The 16,243-nt window shown below is 46.4% G+C and carries 18 protein-coding genes; 9 read left to right on the top strand and 9 right to left on the bottom strand.

The window, feature by feature from the left end; all coding sequences use genetic code 11:
- Nucleotides 1-225: 225 nt before the first annotated feature.
- A complete protein-coding gene (locus NDA03_RS17900) occupies nt 226-1,440 on the top strand; it encodes a pentapeptide repeat-containing protein (RefSeq protein ID WP_348238748.1) in 1,215 nt (404 codons plus the stop codon).
- Between the two features lie 97 nt (nt 1,441-1,537).
- On the opposite strand, the gene NDA03_RS17895 is transcribed toward NDA03_RS17900, so the two are convergent.
- The 3 genes from NDA03_RS17895 to NDA03_RS17885 form a co-directional block, all read right to left on the bottom strand.
- Complete coding sequence (locus NDA03_RS17895; RefSeq protein ID WP_190414726.1) at nt 1,538-1,759, bottom strand: hypothetical protein; 222 nt, start codon at nt 1,757-1,759, stop codon at nt 1,538-1,540.
- 95 nt (nt 1,760-1,854) lie between these two features.
- Nucleotides 1,855-3,351, bottom strand: a complete 1,497-nt coding sequence (locus NDA03_RS17890; protein WP_348238747.1) for a DUF4157 domain-containing protein — start codon at nt 3,349-3,351, stop codon at nt 1,855-1,857.
- Nucleotides 3,352-3,849: 498 nt separating this feature from the next.
- On the bottom strand, nt 3,850-4,182 hold the full coding sequence (locus NDA03_RS17885; protein WP_348238746.1) for an STAS domain-containing protein: 333 nt from the start codon (nt 4,180-4,182) through the stop codon (nt 3,850-3,852).
- A gap of 124 nt (nt 4,183-4,306) precedes the next feature.
- Here NDA03_RS17885 and cbiD point away from each other — a divergent pair, with 124 nt between their 5' ends.
- Both cbiD and guaA read left to right on the top strand, forming a co-directional pair.
- On the top strand, nt 4,307-5,467 hold the full coding sequence (gene cbiD / locus NDA03_RS17880; RefSeq protein ID WP_348238745.1) for a cobalt-precorrin-5B (C(1))-methyltransferase CbiD: 1,161 nt from the start codon (nt 4,307-4,309) through the stop codon (nt 5,465-5,467).
- A gap of 238 nt (nt 5,468-5,705) precedes the next feature.
- Complete coding sequence (gene guaA / locus NDA03_RS17875; protein ID WP_199292247.1) at nt 5,706-7,253, top strand: glutamine-hydrolyzing GMP synthase; 1,548 nt, start codon at nt 5,706-5,708, stop codon at nt 7,251-7,253.
- A gap of 200 nt (nt 7,254-7,453) precedes the next feature.
- Here the strand turns inward: guaA and NDA03_RS17870 are convergent, their stop codons facing one another.
- Nucleotides 7,454-8,386, bottom strand: a complete 933-nt coding sequence (locus NDA03_RS17870; RefSeq protein ID WP_348238763.1) for a cation diffusion facilitator family transporter — start codon at nt 8,384-8,386, stop codon at nt 7,454-7,456.
- Between the two features lie 145 nt (nt 8,387-8,531).
- On the opposite strand from NDA03_RS17870, the gene NDA03_RS17865 reads away from it, so the two are divergent.
- The 3 genes from NDA03_RS17865 to NDA03_RS17855 all read left to right on the top strand — a co-directional run bounded on the left by NDA03_RS17865 (nt 8,532) and on the right by NDA03_RS17855 (nt 9,513).
- Nucleotides 8,532-8,873: a hypothetical protein gene (locus NDA03_RS17865; protein ID WP_190414730.1), complete on the top strand. Its 342-nt coding sequence runs from the start codon at nt 8,532-8,534 to the stop codon at nt 8,871-8,873.
- A gap of 85 nt (nt 8,874-8,958) precedes the next feature.
- Complete coding sequence (locus tag NDA03_RS17860) at nt 8,959-9,081, top strand: hypothetical protein (RefSeq protein ID WP_277878273.1); 123 nt, start codon at nt 8,959-8,961, stop codon at nt 9,079-9,081.
- Nucleotides 9,082-9,120: 39 nt separating this feature from the next.
- Nucleotides 9,121-9,513 (top strand): hypothetical protein, encoded by a 393-nt coding sequence (locus NDA03_RS17855; protein ID WP_190414731.1) that lies wholly within the window; start codon nt 9,121-9,123, stop codon nt 9,511-9,513.
- 421 nt (nt 9,514-9,934) lie between these two features.
- On the opposite strand, the gene NDA03_RS17850 is transcribed toward NDA03_RS17855, so the two are convergent.
- The 5 genes from NDA03_RS17850 to NDA03_RS17830 all read right to left on the bottom strand — a co-directional run bounded on the left by NDA03_RS17850 (nt 9,935) and on the right by NDA03_RS17830 (nt 13,064).
- Nucleotides 9,935-10,177 carry a DUF4327 family protein gene (locus NDA03_RS17850; RefSeq protein WP_190414732.1) on the bottom strand — a complete coding sequence of 81 codons (243 nt, stop codon included), beginning with the start codon at nt 10,175-10,177 and terminating at the stop codon, nt 9,935-9,937.
- 295 nt (nt 10,178-10,472) lie between these two features.
- A complete protein-coding gene (locus tag NDA03_RS17845) occupies nt 10,473-12,143 on the bottom strand; it encodes a glycoside hydrolase family 3 N-terminal domain-containing protein (RefSeq protein ID WP_348238744.1) in 1,671 nt (556 codons plus the stop codon).
- Between the two features lie 5 nt (nt 12,144-12,148).
- The gene (rbfA, locus tag NDA03_RS17840; protein ID WP_190414734.1) at nt 12,149-12,550 is read right to left on the bottom strand and encodes a 30S ribosome-binding factor RbfA; all 402 of its coding nucleotides are present in this window, start codon (nt 12,548-12,550) and stop codon (nt 12,149-12,151) included.
- A gap of 51 nt (nt 12,551-12,601) precedes the next feature.
- Nucleotides 12,602-12,808: a DUF751 family protein gene (locus NDA03_RS17835; RefSeq protein WP_190414768.1), complete on the bottom strand. Its 207-nt coding sequence runs from the start codon at nt 12,806-12,808 to the stop codon at nt 12,602-12,604.
- Nucleotides 12,809-12,902: 94 nt separating this feature from the next.
- Entirely contained in the window at nt 12,903-13,064 is a 162-nt protein-coding gene (locus tag NDA03_RS17830; RefSeq protein ID WP_348238743.1) for a hypothetical protein, read from the bottom strand.
- Nucleotides 13,065-13,170: 106 nt separating this feature from the next.
- On the opposite strand from NDA03_RS17830, the gene NDA03_RS17825 reads away from it, so the two are divergent.
- The 3 genes from NDA03_RS17825 (at nt 13,171) to NDA03_RS17815 (ending at nt 16,096) form a co-directional block, all read left to right on the top strand.
- Nucleotides 13,171-14,004: a DNA adenine methylase gene (locus NDA03_RS17825; protein ID WP_348238742.1), complete on the top strand. Its 834-nt coding sequence runs from the start codon at nt 13,171-13,173 to the stop codon at nt 14,002-14,004.
- A 158-nt stretch (nt 14,005-14,162) separates the two neighbouring features.
- Entirely contained in the window at nt 14,163-14,831 is a 669-nt protein-coding gene (locus tag NDA03_RS17820; protein WP_190686311.1) for an SOS response-associated peptidase, read from the top strand.
- A gap of 173 nt (nt 14,832-15,004) precedes the next feature.
- On the top strand, nt 15,005-16,096 hold the full coding sequence (locus tag NDA03_RS17815; RefSeq protein WP_348238741.1) for a DUF3616 domain-containing protein: 1,092 nt from the start codon (nt 15,005-15,007) through the stop codon (nt 16,094-16,096).
- Nucleotides 16,097-16,243: the final 147 nt, after the last annotated feature.

Raw genomic sequence — 16,243 nt, 5'->3', positions numbered from 1 at the left:
CTTAATGGTAGTCAGACTCAAGGCGTATTCCTTAAGATATAGATCATCAAATTAAACCATTTACGTGTAATTACGTAGTTACTTAATTTGTTAAATCCAAAATTACAAAAATTAGCTGCCTGCAAAAGCGTAAAGTCGCTGGTCGCAATCACTTGAAGTATGTTTGGATATCTGAGTTCAAGTATTGAATGTTTGTGAATTTAGAGAGGATTTATGGAAAGCTATATGGCAAAAAACAACATAGATTTTAAAACAAACCCGACAGGAATTGAGATTGAAACCCGGTTGAAAAATCGGACAAATAAGCAACAATTGGATCTGCTCAAACAAGGAGTGAAAGCCTGGAATGAGGAAAGACAACAGAATCCTCAAATCCGAGCAGACCTAAAGATGGCTAACCTTAAACGAGCCAACCTCAGCACAGCCAATCTCAGTGGGGCAGACCTCTCCTTAGTCAACTTCAGTGGGGCTAATCTGACCTCGGCTAACCTGAGCGGAGCCAACCTCAGTAGAGCCAACCTCAGCGGGGCAGACTTGAGATGGGCAGACCTCAGCGGCGCACTCCTAGATGGGACAGACCTCAATGGCGCACTCCTAAGTGCTGCCAATCTCAGCAAGGCAAAATTCAACAAAACCAACTTAAAAGGGGCAGTCCTGAGCGGAAGCAACTTGAGCAATTCAGAAATCAGTGAAGCCAACTTCAGTGGGGCAGACCTGAGATGGGCAAACCTGAGACGAGCAGTCGTCAGCGTGGCAGACTTCCGCAAGACAGACCTGAGATGGGCAAACTTGAGCGAGGCTCAGGTGGTGCGGACAAATCTAGAGGGAGCCAACTTTGAGGAGTGTTCAATTTATGGGATTTCCACTTTGGGATTAAAACTGAAGGGAGCCAAGCAGTTGAGCCTAGTCATCACTACTTTTGGCGAACCCGCGATCGCAGTGGACAATCTGGAAGTTGCCGAGTTTCTCAGTCGGCTGCTCAACACTCAAAAAATCCCCGATTTCAATAACACTATCTCTTCTAAAGTCATACTGGTTCTGGGTCGCTGCACCCAGGAGCGCAAGCCAATCTTGGATGCACTTCGCAAATATAACTATTTGCCGGTGGTTATAGACTGCGAGACATCGACAAGTAAAGACCTGACGGAAACTATCTCGACGCTGGCTCAAATTTCGCGGTTCATCATTGCCGATCTCACCGATCCTAGAAGTATTCCTCAAGAATTGCACGCCATTATTCCCAATCTGCAATCGGTGCCGGTGCAGCCATTGCTACATACTTCAGCCCAGAAAGAATACGCGATGTTTGAAGATTTCCAACGCTATCCTTGGGTGTTGGAAACATATTGGTATAACGCTTTTGAGGAAGCGATCGCCTCTTTTAAGAACAAAGTCATTGTCCCTGCTGAAGCGAAGGCAAGGGCTTTATTAGGCGGTTGATTGAGATCGGTGGCAACTTGCGATAACAATCATTGATCGATCGTTATCTTCTACCTGATACCTTACCCCTGCACGATGATTGCAGGGGTTTTACTGCCTATGATGCTTGTTGACGCAGTTTTTCGACATACTGCTCAAACTCTTGCTCAGAAACATAATCTATTTCCCCGTCTCCCAAAGTAATCTTTGAAAGATACTGCATTGCACGCTTAAACTCGCCAGTATCCCACTCATAGGCAAGAACATCCATGCCCCCGTCTTCCGTCTCGATTGCTTTAACGGGTCGATCTCCTACAATGCAGTAGAGTGGTAAGTCCATAATATGATGATCCGCTAGTTAACTTGATTCGCTGCTTGTACCGATTCTATTTGAGTGCATACCGACATTACTTTGAGTTATCCAGTCAATGTCAATCATCCACCCGCGTTAGCTAAAGCCTGATCGTAAAGTGCTTTTGCTTCTGCATTAAGCTGATCAATTTTTGCTTTTTCTTCTGAGCTTAAAGCCCGATCGGCTGTTTGAGCTGCTGCCTCTATTTTCCGAACCTCTTCGTATATTTTATGCCCTGCACCTGACTTAACCTCTAGAATTTGGGTTAGATGGAGTTGCAATTCCGCAATATGACCATTTGATAGCTGAACGTTTAGAAGAATATCGCGATAGCCAGCTGGGGTAGGTTGTGCAAAGCGATTCTTTTCTCGCACCAGCGTTAAATTTCTATTGCAGACATCTAGCCCACCCATTAAGTCAGGAAATGACTTGTAAACTATAGAACCGCGTGCAATATCTACTAATTTAGAAACATCCCCCTTGTAATCAGCCATTGTTTTCTCCATTGCTCGTTCTCGCCCTTTTAAGGCTTGAGGTAGCTTTGCCACCCCAGAGGTCTCACTGGCAATTTGAGTGACTTTTTCGTACAGTTCCGGTTGAGCTTCTTCTGCTTGTTTGTAGAGTTTGTCTAAATCTCCTGCCACATCTCCACTAAATCCTGCTGTTGACTGTGCAGGACTTTGATCGCCTTGGCGCTGAATAACGGACTTTTGCTGCGGTTGCAGCGATCGCTGCACTGCACTGCCATTCTGCTGAACAACGTGAGTAAGTTCATGGGCGATCAACTCTTGCCCACCCCGGCTTCCCGGTTCATACGCTCCCTCCCGGAAGAAAATATCTTGCCCAGTCGTAAATGCCTTCGCCTGGATTGAGCGATTCAACTGGTTAGATTGAGCATCCGTATGAATCTTCACCCCGCTGAAGTCAGCCCCAAACGCCTGCTCCATCGGTTCGCGAATACTCTGCGCCAGTGCCTGTCCGCTTCCTCGTGCCTGTTGGATGGTTGCTTCGAGATCCGGTGAGGCGGGTTTCCCATCCTCACTAGACTGACACTGTATCATCGGCTTCATCTGGAGTTCTTTTTCTTCTTCCTCTTCTGGCATCACCTCGCGTTGGAGGGTGGGTACATCCAACTTTCTCATCAATTTGTTTTGATGATTTGGGATTCCCTGTTGATGAATCGAGTTAGAGTTTTGCACCATGCCAGCTTTTATGGTTTGAGCCAACTGACTTTCGGGCTGGCTAAGATCCCTTCCATAACTCGGCATCGGTGCATGAAGCCGCTGCACCACTTCTGCTGCTGTCTTGTCTGCTTCCTGTTCGTATTTATCCCCTGGCTCTCCAATCGTGAGTTTCGGTTGAATCGGTGGCGGTGTTGAGCTGTTAGGAGCAGATATAGAGATATTTGCAAAATTGTGACCAAAGCGCTGGGCACTTTCCAGTTGTGCCTGTAGGTCTGGTGTTTCGTGAGTTTGGGGTTTCTCCTGAACCGGGAAAGGGCGCGGCTTAAACTGGCTGTTAACTGGTACGAAAGTAGAATTTTGCGGAGCTTTTTGGGGGTCGTGCGATCGCGTTGCCATAGTTACAAATAACTTCTTCTATTTAGTTCAGTTAAGGAATAACTGAGAGCCATTAGGCTCATAGATCGAACCTAAGCGAGAACTCACGCTGTAAGTAGAGTATATTTACGGATTTTCTAATTTCGGAGAGTTAGATATAGCAACACAATGTAATAAATCGACTGTTGGAGAAGAAATCTATACCACCCAAATGTTGAGTTGAGAACCGTTTTTCCTAGTCAATTCGTTAAGGCGATCGCTTTAATGACCAATAACAAGCGAATGGATTCTGAAAAGACTGCCATTGCTGAATTCACGTGTACTGATGAAGTGACTCCTGAACCGGACAAAGCAGTAAGGTGAGGCGGTAACTTTGTCCGCTCCAAAAAAATATGCTTCTCTATCTTGGCTCACAACTGGGATGATTGATCGGTTCTCACTTGTATTTAATACATCGGGAGGTTAGTACAGCTAGCTCTGTGTTAACCTCCCGATGTACTGAACGCTCATTGACAACGGCTATAACGCAAAGTTGTTCTGAGCCGATTCCAGAACGGTTTGCGTCGCCACATCCAGAAATTCAATCGAAAGAGTCTTGCCTAGTGCTACAGCTCGCTTCATTCCAGTCAGTAAGCACTTGACTCCGTCCCTTTTCACGGCGTTGACTGACAGCAGATCCACTACGACAGTGTCAGTTGCCAACTCCAAGGCTTGCTCTAGAGACTTGCTGAAGGCGGGGCTGGTGACACTATCTAGACAACCGCTGGGTCTTAGTACCACTGTGCTAGGGCGAATTTCCTGGCAGATAAATTGAGCGCGAGGCTTGGTGACTGAGTTCATAATGGCTTTCATGGGATTTTCTAAAACGTGTCGTCAATCGAAGAACACAACCTATCTACAAACACATTCCACTAAAATCCCGAAGGTTCTGATGTCAAATGTCACGCTTGTCAGTGTTTGCGATCGCTATTAAACAATGATCTGTCCCCAACCCCGGTCTGGATATACATTGCCCGTGTTTGCCTGTGCCGCTGCTGTTGCCGCCTTGCGCTGGTTGCAGCAAGGAGCGTCACCGTTGGACGCCGTGCCAGTAGATTTAATTGAACCCGCCGAAACGGTGTTGATTCCGATTGAGCAGGTTGCCGGTATCGGTGAAGGGATGGCGTTAGCGATCGCTCGTAGCGATCCTGGCGATAACCTTGACCTTACCCGCAACACGCCAGTCTGGGCGCTGGTAGAAATTAAAAATCAAAGATTAAAAATTAATAATGAACAAAAAGAGTTTTTAGATCCTCCGCCCTCAGTCACGATCAAAGGTGGCGAAGGGATCGGGCGTTTGGTGAGTGCTGACGATCAACCCGCTATTTATCGTTATGCTCAGCGGCTGATCCGAGAGAATTTGGAGCGGATGCTGGAACCTGACGAGAAAATCCAGGTGACGATTATTTTGCCAGAAGGGCGTAAACTCGCTCAACGCACCTCAAATGAAGCCTTTGGGGTTGTGGAAGGACTCTCCTTACTCGGAACAAGCGGTATTTCCCAACCCCTGAGTGCCCCCGGACAACTGGAGGCTTTCCGCGAGGAACTGCAACAGAAGGCTAACTGTTTTGATTGTTTGGTGTTTTGTATCGGGGAAAATGGCTTAGATTTAGCCCAGCGGTTGGGAATCAATCCAGAAAGAATGATTAAGACAGCGAATTGGCTGGGACCATTGCTAGCATCATCAGGAGTGCAAAAAGTCAAGAATATCTTATTATTTGGCTACCACGGAAAACTGATGAAACTTGCGGGTGGGATTTTTCACACCCATCATCACTTGGCAGATGGACGTCAGGAAATTTTGACCGCTCATTGTGCGAATCTCGGTTTACCAACGCCGGTATTGCAGGCAGTTTTGAAGAGCGCCACTGCTGAAGACGCCTTGAAATACCTGCGCCAATTGGATGCAGCAGGTAGTACCGATTGGGTGGGGCAAGTTTATGGCGCGATCGCTCAAAGCATTGACAAGCGATCGCACGATTACATCCGCACTCACAGCGAACAACTCGTTACGGTCGGTTCCGTCCTGTTTGACCGCGATCGCCAAATTATCGTTAAAAGTAAAACAGGTACCTCGTTACTGTATCAAGTGTGTTAGTTTTATATGAATACACATCAACTTAATAAATAGCAATAAAGAAGTTTTTTATCTGCCGCTATTGTCAGTGGCGTAATCGAATCATGGAAGACTGGCTAATAGCAATAAACAATTAGCCAGTTTTTAATCCATTAAAGACTATCTGTACATCTGTACTCTACCTACTCAGGATAAGCCGGTGACTCTCCAGACTGAAACACCGCCTCAAATCGAGTATTTGGGGCAACTAAATCGCCAAATGATTGTGATTCTTGACTTCGGCTCTCAGTATTCTGAACTGATTGCCCGTCGGATTCGGGAAACACAAGTTTACTCGGAAGTTCTTTCCTATCGCACCACTGCCGAACAGCTACGACAGCTAAATCCCAAGGGGATTATCTTCTCTGGTGGCCCAAGTTCAGTGTATGACACGGGTGCCCCCCATTGCGATCCGGAAATATGGAACCTGGGGATTCCCGTCCTGGGAGTCTGTTACGGGATGCAGATAATGGTGCAGCAATTGGGTGGGGAAGTCACCAAAGCTGACCGGGGTGAGTATGGCAAGGCGTCGCTATTGATTGACGATCCCACAGATTTGCTCACCAATGTGGAAGATGGCACGACCATGTGGATGAGCCACGGGGACTCTGTAACAAAGATGCCATCAGGGTTTGAAGTGCTGGCACACACGATAAATACGCCAGCCGCAGCGATCGCTCATCACGAGAAAAAGCTATACGGAGTTCAATTCCACCCCGAAGTCGTCCATTCGATTGGGGGAATTGCCTTAATCCGTAACTTTGTCTATCACATCTGCGACTGCGAACCGACTTGGACAACAGCGGCGTTTGTTGAGGAGTCGATTCGAGAGATTCGGGCAAAAGTCGGCGATAAGCGGGTGTTGCTAGCACTTTCTGGCGGCGTTGATTCTTCTACGCTTGCCTTTTTGCTGCACAAGGCAATTGGCGACCAACTGACGTGTGTATTTATCGACCAAGGCTTCATGCGTAAGTATGAACCAGAACGGTTGGTGAAGCTGTTCCACGAGCAATTTCACATTTCTGTCGAGTATGTGCAAGCACGCGATCGCTTCCTCAATCAAATTGAAGGAATTAGCGATCCTGAAGAAAAGCGTCGCCGCATCGGGCACGAATTTATCCGCGTATTTGAAGAAGAATCTCGACGCCTTGGCCCCTTTGACTACCTTGCCCAAGGTACTCTCTACCCCGACGTGATTGAATCAGCCGACACGAACGTCGATCCCAAAAGTGGCGAACGGGTGGCAGTGAAAATTAAGAGTCATCACAACGTCGGCGGCTTGCCCAAAGACTTGCGCTTCAAGTTGATCGAACCTTTACGAAAATTGTTCAAAGATGAAGTGCGAAAAGTCGGTCGCTCGATTGGATTGCCAGAGGAAATTGTACAACGGCAACCCTTCCCCGGCCCCGGACTGGCGATTCGCATTTTGGGCGAAGTGACGGCAGAACGGTTAAATATCCTGCGGGATGCTGACTTAATTGTTCGTCAGGAAATTAATCGCCAGGGGATGTACCACGACTTCTGGCAAGCTTTTGCCGTGTTGCTGCCGATCCGCAGCGTAGGCGTAATGGGCGATCAGCGCACCTACGCTTACCCGATTGTCTTGCGCTTTGTTTCTAGCGAAGATGGCATGACGGCAGACTGGGCGCGTGTTCCCTACGATTTGTTGGAAACGATTTCCACCCGAATTGTGAATGAAGTTCGGGGGGTGAATCGTGTGGTTTACGATATTACTTCTAAGCCGCCTGGAACTATCGAGTGGGAATAATAAAGTAGTCAGGATTTTTAACGCAAACGTAACCAAAGGTTAACGCAAAAGTACGCAAAGTTTTAGAGACGGGGCTGAAGCTCCGTCTCTTTTTGGCTTGACAGAACGGTTCAACTTTATTTTGAAATAAATTATGTTTTCTTTAACTTTTGTGGAAAACTCGTAAAATTCTGTGGAAAAGTCCCCTCATCTGTGGAAAACTACCTAGATTTTGATTCTGCTTCGTAGGTAATTTGATCGGATTGGTAAGCAGGTGGCTCGATGTGAATCAAAATTCGGACGGGGCTAAATCTTTCTTTTAGGCGGTTCTCGACTTCTTCTGTAATTTGGTGGGCAGTTTCTACATCGGTGACGTCTACAATCAAGTGCATTTCGATGAATACCTGACGCCCAACAACGCCTCTAGAAGCAATTTCGTGACAATTAATCACTCCTGGAACTTGGATGACGATCCCATGAATGGCTTCGGGCGCGATCGCCATCTCATCGACTAGCCAGGGCAAATTATCTTTAATCACCTTCCAACCACTGCGAAACACTAACAAGGCAACGGGAAAGGAGAGAATAATATCCAACCACTGAAGTTGCGGCAGATTCAATACCTGTCCTTGCCAGACGCCAATCAACCCACCCAAAACAGCAATTGTCACCCAGACATCGCTCATGGTGTGCTGGGCATCTGCAATCAAAATGGGGCTGCCTACCTGCTGCCCAACATGGCGTTCGTAGAACGTGACAAAAATATTCACGCCCAGCACAATCAGCAGCAACCACAGCTCTGAGGGGGAAATGATGACGGGTTTACCACCACCGCTGAGAATTCGCTCAATTGCCCCTTGCAGAATTTCAAAGCAGGCAATTCCTAAGAAGGCGGCAATTCCTAACGCTCCCACACCTTCAAATTTCTGGTGTCCGTAAGGATGATCCCGATCGGGTTGAGGTGAAGAAAATCGGCTGGCAATTAATCCCAAAATGTTGTTGGCGCTATCGGTAACGCTATGCAAGGCATCCGCTAGCAAGCTGAGAGAACCCGTCCACGACCCCAGCACTGCCTTCAACGTCATGACGAACAGATTGAGCAGTAGGGTAATGATTAAAACCTTACGCACTGCCGAGCGGTTATCTGCTACCACAGAATTTTCCTCACTCGCCATTTAGAGTTCTATGGCATTCAGTCTAAAGCTTATGACTTCACCTTGCATCTATCCTCTTGTAAATGCTGTCTGTTCTAAGTTATGAGTGATAAGTTGATTCACAATTCAAAACTCTTGATTGCTCATGTCTTCTTCAAAACTCATCCTCAACTTAGTTGAAGGTTCTGTTTCCTTTAGCTTTACGCCCCAGGCAGCCCAAGATTTACAAGGCGCGATCGCTCAGTTGATGCAGAGTCTCAAAGTCATTGCAGGTGGCGGCGGCAAAACCAATCCCCAAAAACCAATGGAATATCGATACACGGGGGATGTCTTTCTAGAGATTTTCTGCAATCCTAATATCTGGCCGACTCCCTTTGCCGCTAAAGTTTTGATCTCCCTCCGAGATGACCGCATTCGCCTGACTACGGAGGCAGAACTTACTCGCTTAATTGAGGATGTTAATCAGTATTTAGAACAGATGGGCTAAAACTGGGCGGGCAAATGGTTTCTTTAGATTCTTTCTTAGGACGGATGCTACTACCCTAAGAATTCTGCAAAATGTCCCTTTGTGTGTGCTAAATGGTAGCATTAAGACGCCAGATCCTGCGTTTGTTTACTCGCTTGGCGGAAAGCCGAAAGCTAGAAACTTAAAAGTGAGTGGTGCCGAGCGGTTATTTATCGAAAGCGATCGCTAAGGGCTGTCTAACCTTCATTCAATCTGACTGATTTATCTAATGAACTCTAATAATCTGCTGGAGTTAGTACAAAAAGGATTTCGCGTTACTTTGGGTGCAACCGCTTCTCTAGTTGAGAGCGTACAAGACACTCAAAAGCGAGAGCAAAATCTTGAGCTGTTAAAGTCAGACGTCAATCTGGTGGTTCAACAACTAGCAGAAAAAGGAGAGATTACGGAGCTTGAAGCCCGCACTTTCCTGAATTCTCTAATGGCGCAAGCCAATGATGCAGCTAGCACACAATCTTCTGGAACTCCGAGCCGCCCTGCGACAACGCCGGTGACAACGGTTGCCCAGCCAGATACGCAATTGGAGCTAGAGGAGCTAACTGCACAAATTGCTGCAATGCGAACTGAGTTAGAAAAGCTGCGCGACCCCAACTCAGGGATTTAGGTCGGGGATTGCTAGCAGCTTTATCAAAGCATTTATTAGGCTTGCTCCTAGTAGCCTATCTGAAGGTTTGTGCTGAGCAAAACGAAGGACTTGAAGTGTTGTCACGCATCTCGGTTTGAGCAGAGATCCTGCAAAGAGATTTGTGCGATCGCAGCGCGATTGTTGATGACAACGTTACGCCAACGCTCCACAACGTTTTGCTCAGAATGGCATCTTCACTTTTTGGATAGGTCTAAGAAGCGAACTTAATTATTCGCACTAGAAAGAATCAGAATATTCTCCAAACCAGGCTAATTAAGAATCAACAGGTGAAAGAATAAAAGCAGTCTTTCCTTAAGTTGAGACAAGCGTGGAATCAAGCTTGTCCTGAGTTTCACTGTTTTCAGTGGAACTGTAGGATTGTCTTAAAGGTAAAAAAATATCAATCGTTGTCCCATTGTTCTTGCCCCATCAGATCGCCGATGCGATCGCGGAGTAAGATATTGCATCTTTCTAATTCACACTCAACACAAACCCACTCCCGTGCAGGGATGTACTGGCACAGAACGTAGATGGGTTGCTGACGAGTCACAATTCCTTTCTCCACTAATTGACGGGCTTCTTCTTGAAGAACGTCGATGGAGTATTGCACAGATGATTTAGGCGGCATTATATCAGCAGTCATGGTCTCAGCCTCGAAACTAACGAGCTACGACTATAACTTAATATAATCCAATACTGCCTAGCGCGGAAATAATTTTTGAACAGTATATCAAGTTACAAATGAATTTATTCGTTTAATAAGGATTTCAAAAGTCAGGGAACTTTGACATAAAAATATATCCTTATGCTGATGAAATTGTTGAAGGACGGGTCTATTTATAATTAAGCCTGTATTTTCAAATTGAAGACACCGTAAATAATCGGTGATAACGGTTATGACATTGATTAACAAAATTAATCAATGTGCTGCACAGTTGCTAAATGCTTAGAGCTGGGGCACCGAACAAAACTTCAAGGGCGATCGCCTGAGCTGCTGGCATCTGTCCGTAAGAAAACACACAAGGGATATGTGGGGGCAGGTGTGGGAGAAACTGTTCCAGAAGATAAGGACTGCCGTAAATCACTAGCGCTTGGAGTTCGGCATTGCCTAAGAGTTTTTTAAACAAGTCCTGAGCCAACGGTGTCAAGCCAGCACTGCCTCGGAAAGGATTCCCACGGATGAACAGCTGGAGTAGGGTTGGCTGGGCATTTAAACCCGATTTATGATAAAACACCCAGCCAGGAATTAAGGTGGTGTGGGGATCGAGTAGTTGGAGTTGATAGCCGTGCTGTTTGGGCAGAGCCACAGCCGGTGCTTGTTTATCGAGAAAATCACAATTCAGGGTGTCATCCACCACGATTAAGTTGCGTAAGTTGCCCTGACTGGGAAGTAAAGGAATTTCGCCATGAACGACGAGTGCCTCTCGCACGATGTTGGCAGATGTGGCGAGGGCGTGTGGTTGAGCTAGTTGGAGGAGATGGGGAGGGAATGGTGAAGGCGCTGGTTGGACTTCAGGCGCGATCGCCCTTGCCTCTACAGGCGGCTGTGCTGTGCCTTGTTGGACTCGGCGCTTGGCTGTCCAGATACGCTCAACAGAGGCACGAATTCGCGCCTCTGAAATGCGTCCCTGTGCTACCGCGTCGCACACCGCTTGGATAGCACCCGCAGGATCGACTGGCATCAGCAAAATATCTGCACCGGCTTCGACAGCTAAGACTGGAGCTTCATTTGCTCCATAGCGGTTGGCGATCGCTCCCATCACCAATGCATCGGTAACAATTAATCCTTCAAATCCCAGCTGTTGCCGCAGCAGTTGAGTCAAAATCGGTTCGGAAAGGGTGGCAGGGCGTTCGGCATCCCAAGCCGGGATCAGGAGATGGGCACTCATTACGGCATCTACACCGGAGGCTGTACCCGTACCGATTGCTTCTTGAAACGGCAGTAACTCGATCTCAGCCAGTCGTGCCGGGGAATGGGGCAAGACGGGCAAATCGAGATGGGAATCCACCGCTGTATCGCCATGTCCAGGAAAATGTTTAGCAGTCGTTAACACCGGATAAGCTTTCGCCCCCCGGATGAAAGCAGACGCTAGTTGACTCACTTCCTCTGGGGTTTCGCCAAACGCCCGGACGTTAATCACGGGATTATTGGGATTGTTATTCACATCCACAACCGGCGCAAGCACCCAGTTGATGCCAATCGCGAGGGCTTCCGAGGCGATGATGCCTCCCATTTGTTCGGCGTATTTCAAGGCAAGAGAGGCATCTTTCCGGAATACTGCCCCGATTGCCATCGGTGGCGGAAACCAAGTTGCCCCAGAAAAGCGTTGTCCGACGCCTTCTTCAATATCAGCCGCGATCAGCAAGGGGGTTTTTGCCCAGTCTTGGAGTTGTTGCGATCGCAGTGCTAATTCTCCAGCACTGCCTCCCAACAAAATGACCCCCCCGACGCCCAAATCCTGCACCCAGTGTTGCAGAACTGCCGCCGGTGGTTCCCAATCTGGATACTGAATTTGGTGGTCGAACAGGTAGCCTGACGCCCGTACCACGACCATTTGCGCTACCTGTTCTGCTAGAGAGAGCGATTCCCACTCCGGCAGCAATGCCACAGATTTCAATCTTCTGCCTCAACGATGTCTTCTTCTTCCACTCTCGCAGCCGGACGGTCTTGATTAAGCTGATTCAACAAAGACAAAATGCGATCGCCTCTTTCCAGAGAACGATCTTCCTGAAACAGTAACTCTGGTGTCCGACGCAGTCGCAACCGTTGACCGAGTTCGCTGCGGACAAAGCCAGTTGCTGCTCTTAACCCAGCCATCGTTTCTACCTTTGCTTCCTCGGTGCCATAGATGCTGACGAAGATTTTAGCGTGTTGTAGGTCGCCTGACACATCCACATCGGTGACGCTGACCATGCCAGCACCCACGCGATCATCTTTGATTTCGGTTAGCAGCATTTGGCTGATTTCGCGTTTAATCAATGCGGCAACGCGAGAAACGCGGCGACTTGTAGCCATAATCATCTGCTGCCTTTAAGACAGTGTGAGCAATGCTTTTACTCATCCTACCTAAATCGGACTCACTCCCAGCATCGCCCGTAGGGTTAGGGTAATAAAAGTTAAGGCTGCCACCAGAAAGCCCATCAAAGCGATCGCGCTGGTTCGATTTTGGAGTAGCGGTTTCAACCACCCAAAGGTATAAAAGAATACCCCTAGGATAATGGTGACAAAGTAGCGGGGGTAGCGAGAGATATTTTCCCAAAAGCCATCAAACATATTATTTAAAGTAGCCGACACAAAAAGCGGCGATAAGTCACTGCATCTTAACTGGTAACATTTGTCTGCGAGTTCGACAAGCTCGGCATCGCCCCTAAATGGGGTTTCGTCTAGAGATGGTTCGCCAAGCGTCTGGTGGTAGCAGGCTACTACCCGCTATATTTGTGCAACCGCGACATATTGACTCATAACACATTGCCCCATAACACACGGACTCATAAGAGCGATCGCGTGTTTTGGTCGCGGTGATAGTCATTTTTTTCCTCTTGTCGAACCCGCTAGGTATTCTAAATTAAATCATATCCCCCCACTTCCACAACAACTGTTACAAACGCTTTAATTTTTTTAGATAGCTAGAAGCAATGTCAACTCAGGCGACACAACAAGAAATAGCGCGTCCCTTTCTAAAATGGGCTGGTGGGAAAAGCCAGCTAATTCAGCAATATATTCCCTATTTTCCCCCAAAATTTACAACTTACTATGAGCCATTTTTGGGTGGCGGCGCTCTTTTCTTTCATTTATTGCCGAAAGTATCTATTTTGACGGATATTAATGCCGATTTGGTCAATGTTTTCCGATGTGTAAGGGATGAAGTAGAACCGCTAATTGAATTCTTGCACCAGCATCAAATGAATCATAGTAAGGAGTATTATTACTGCGTGCGTTTGATGCAACCTAGCACCCCTCTAGAAAGAGCTTCTCGATTTATTTACCTCAACAAAACCTGCTTTAACGGATTATATCGAGAAAACTCAAAAGGGCAATTTAATGTTCCGATTGGGAAATACAAAAATCCAAAAATTTGTAATTCAGCTTTACTTAGGGCAGTTTCCGCTGCACTTCAGAGTGCCCTGATTGATGTTAAACCTTTTGAAGCTGTCCTGCAATCTGCGGAAAACGCTGAAGATTTTGTTTTCTTTGACCCGCCTTATTATCCTCTAAGCCCTACTAGTAACTTTACCGCCTATAGCCGTAATTCTTTTAATGAAGCTGACCAAATTCGGCTCAGGGATGTCTTTGTAGAACTGGCGAAGCGTGGTGTCAAAGTGATGCTTTCTAATTCTGACTGTCTGTTTATCCGAAAAATTTACAGCAATTTTAATATTTATGAGATATCAGCTTCCAGAATGATTAATTCCAACACTAGAAAACGGGGTAAAATATCTGAATTATTAATCACATCTTATGCAAGATAACTGTTTACCCATAAAATAACGTAAAGTATTTGCCGTACAATTTTATTGAATTATTGGTATTTGTTATAATAGGATGTATATATTATTCGACCGTTGAGTGTTAATTGCTCGATTGAAATAAGCTTGCAAATTTGTAATTTACCGCGTGGGATAGAAGTATGTGTGGAAGATTTACCCAAAGTAAGTCCGCTGAGACAATCGCCCAAGCATTCCAGGTAAATGATGTTCCTCTCCTGACGCCTCGTTATAACATTGCCCCTACCCAGTCAGTACAGACAGTTTTACAAAATACAGAACAGTCTCAACGACAGTTCAAGATGTTGCATTGGGGGCTGATTCCCCGCTGGGCAAAAGACACCAAAATGGGAGCAAAGCTAATTAATGCACGGGCGGAAACGGTGGCAGAAAAACCAGCTTTTCGGGCAGCTTTTAAACAACGCCGTTGCTTAGTCGTGGCGGATGGTTTTTATGAGTGGAAGCAGCAAGACGGGAAAAAGCAGCCATTTTATTGTCGCGTCAATGATGGACAACCTTTCGGCTTTGCTGGTTTGTGGGAGCATTGGGAAGGAGAGGATGGTGAGGAAATAGATTCTTGCACAATTTTGACAACAGAACCCAATGAGGTAATGCGCCCGATTCACAACCGAATGCCAGTCATTCTCGATCCAAAAGATTATGATTTGTGGTTGGATTCACAGGTGCAAAAGCCGGAGTTATTACAGCCTTTGTTGCGTCCATATTCAGCAGAAGAAATGGCAACTTATCCAGTCAGCACAAAGGTAAATAAACCAATGAATGATACGGCGGAGTTGATCAATAGCCTTTAAGCGATCGCACTCTCAAAATAGTCGGGTGAGCATCGATCGCCTTACTTTCCAGTTTGCCTCCTCAAATACTTCCAAAACTTCTTTCTTTCGGTAGAGGGTAAAAACCAGTCAAGCGTGAGCTATGCTGGCAGTGATTTCTATCGAGTCCAAACCGTTTTAGGAAAGCAGGCGTTATGCCAGAAAGTTTCTTGCTCAGCCGCGTACTCATTCGCTTCAACGGCAAAGCTGATGAACCTCTTAGCCAAGATTTATCAGCGGCTGCTTTGACACCTGATGGCAGCTTGTGGGTAGGTTCTGATGAAACGAGAACGATTGAGCGCTTATCCCCTGTCGAGCCATATATCTTCAGCAAACATCAGCAATTTTTTGTAAAAGATTTTATCGATTTAGCCGATCCGGAAGGCGAAATCGATATCGAGGGAATGGATTATACAAACCATTATCTTTGGTTCATCGGTTCCCACAGTACAAAGCGTAAAAAAATAAAGGGCAAAGACCTTGAGAAGGATCTTGATAAACTAGCAACCATAAAGTTTGAACCAAACCGTTATTTACTTGCCCGGATTCCTGTAGTAAAAGGTAAATTAGTTAAATCAGTCTCTCACCCAGAGCAGCCAGATAAAAAACTGACAGCAGCCTGTCTGCAAAAAATAGGAAATAGTAACGTTCTGATAGAAGCACTCAAACAAGATCGGCACCTAGGGGCATTTCTAACAACTTCTATCCCCTCTAAAGAAAATGGATTTGATATCGAAGGCTTAGCGATTCGGGGAGATAGGATTTTTATCGGCTTGCGAGGCCCTGTACTGAGAGGGTGGGCAATTATTTTAGAGGTTGAAGTTGCAGAAACCGAGCCAGGAATTTTAACGCTGAAGAAAATTGGCAAAGATGGGAAGCAATACAAAAAACATTTTGTAGAGTTGAATGGGTTAGGTGTCCGGGAACTATGTCTGGATGGTGAAGACTTGATCGTTCTAGCGGGACCCACGATGGATTTAGAAGGTGCGCTGAGAGTCTTCCGCCTGAAAAATGCCTTACAACGTGATGAAAACAGCATCTCTTGGCAGAAAGAGGGAGATTTGGAAGTGTTGTTTGATCTGCCTTTCAGATTTGGTTCCGATCATGCGGAAGGGTTGGCACTGTTTCCCTGTTTAGGACAACCAAATTCTCTAATGGTGGTTTATGATTCTCCGGATGAGAATAGAGTCGTGAAGCCGAATGGTATTTTTGCAGATGTCTTCAGTTTGAAGTCTCTACCTTGTTAACTCTCAGGGACACGGCATTGCCGTGTCCTTACAAACAATATGTATTGCACGTTCATTGAGAACCTCACTAATCGCTAAATGTGTTGGAGATTATTAGCCCTTAGCAAAAGAGAAAAATGCAAACTGACAAGTTAGCGATGCTAACGC

Source organism: Trichocoleus sp. Lan, assembly GCF_039961855.1.
GTDB lineage: Bacteria > Cyanobacteriota > Cyanobacteriia > Cyanobacteriales > FACHB-T130 > FACHB-T130.
The sequence above is the reverse complement of the archived record's forward strand: the minus strand, read 5'-3'. Positions and strand labels throughout refer to the sequence as shown.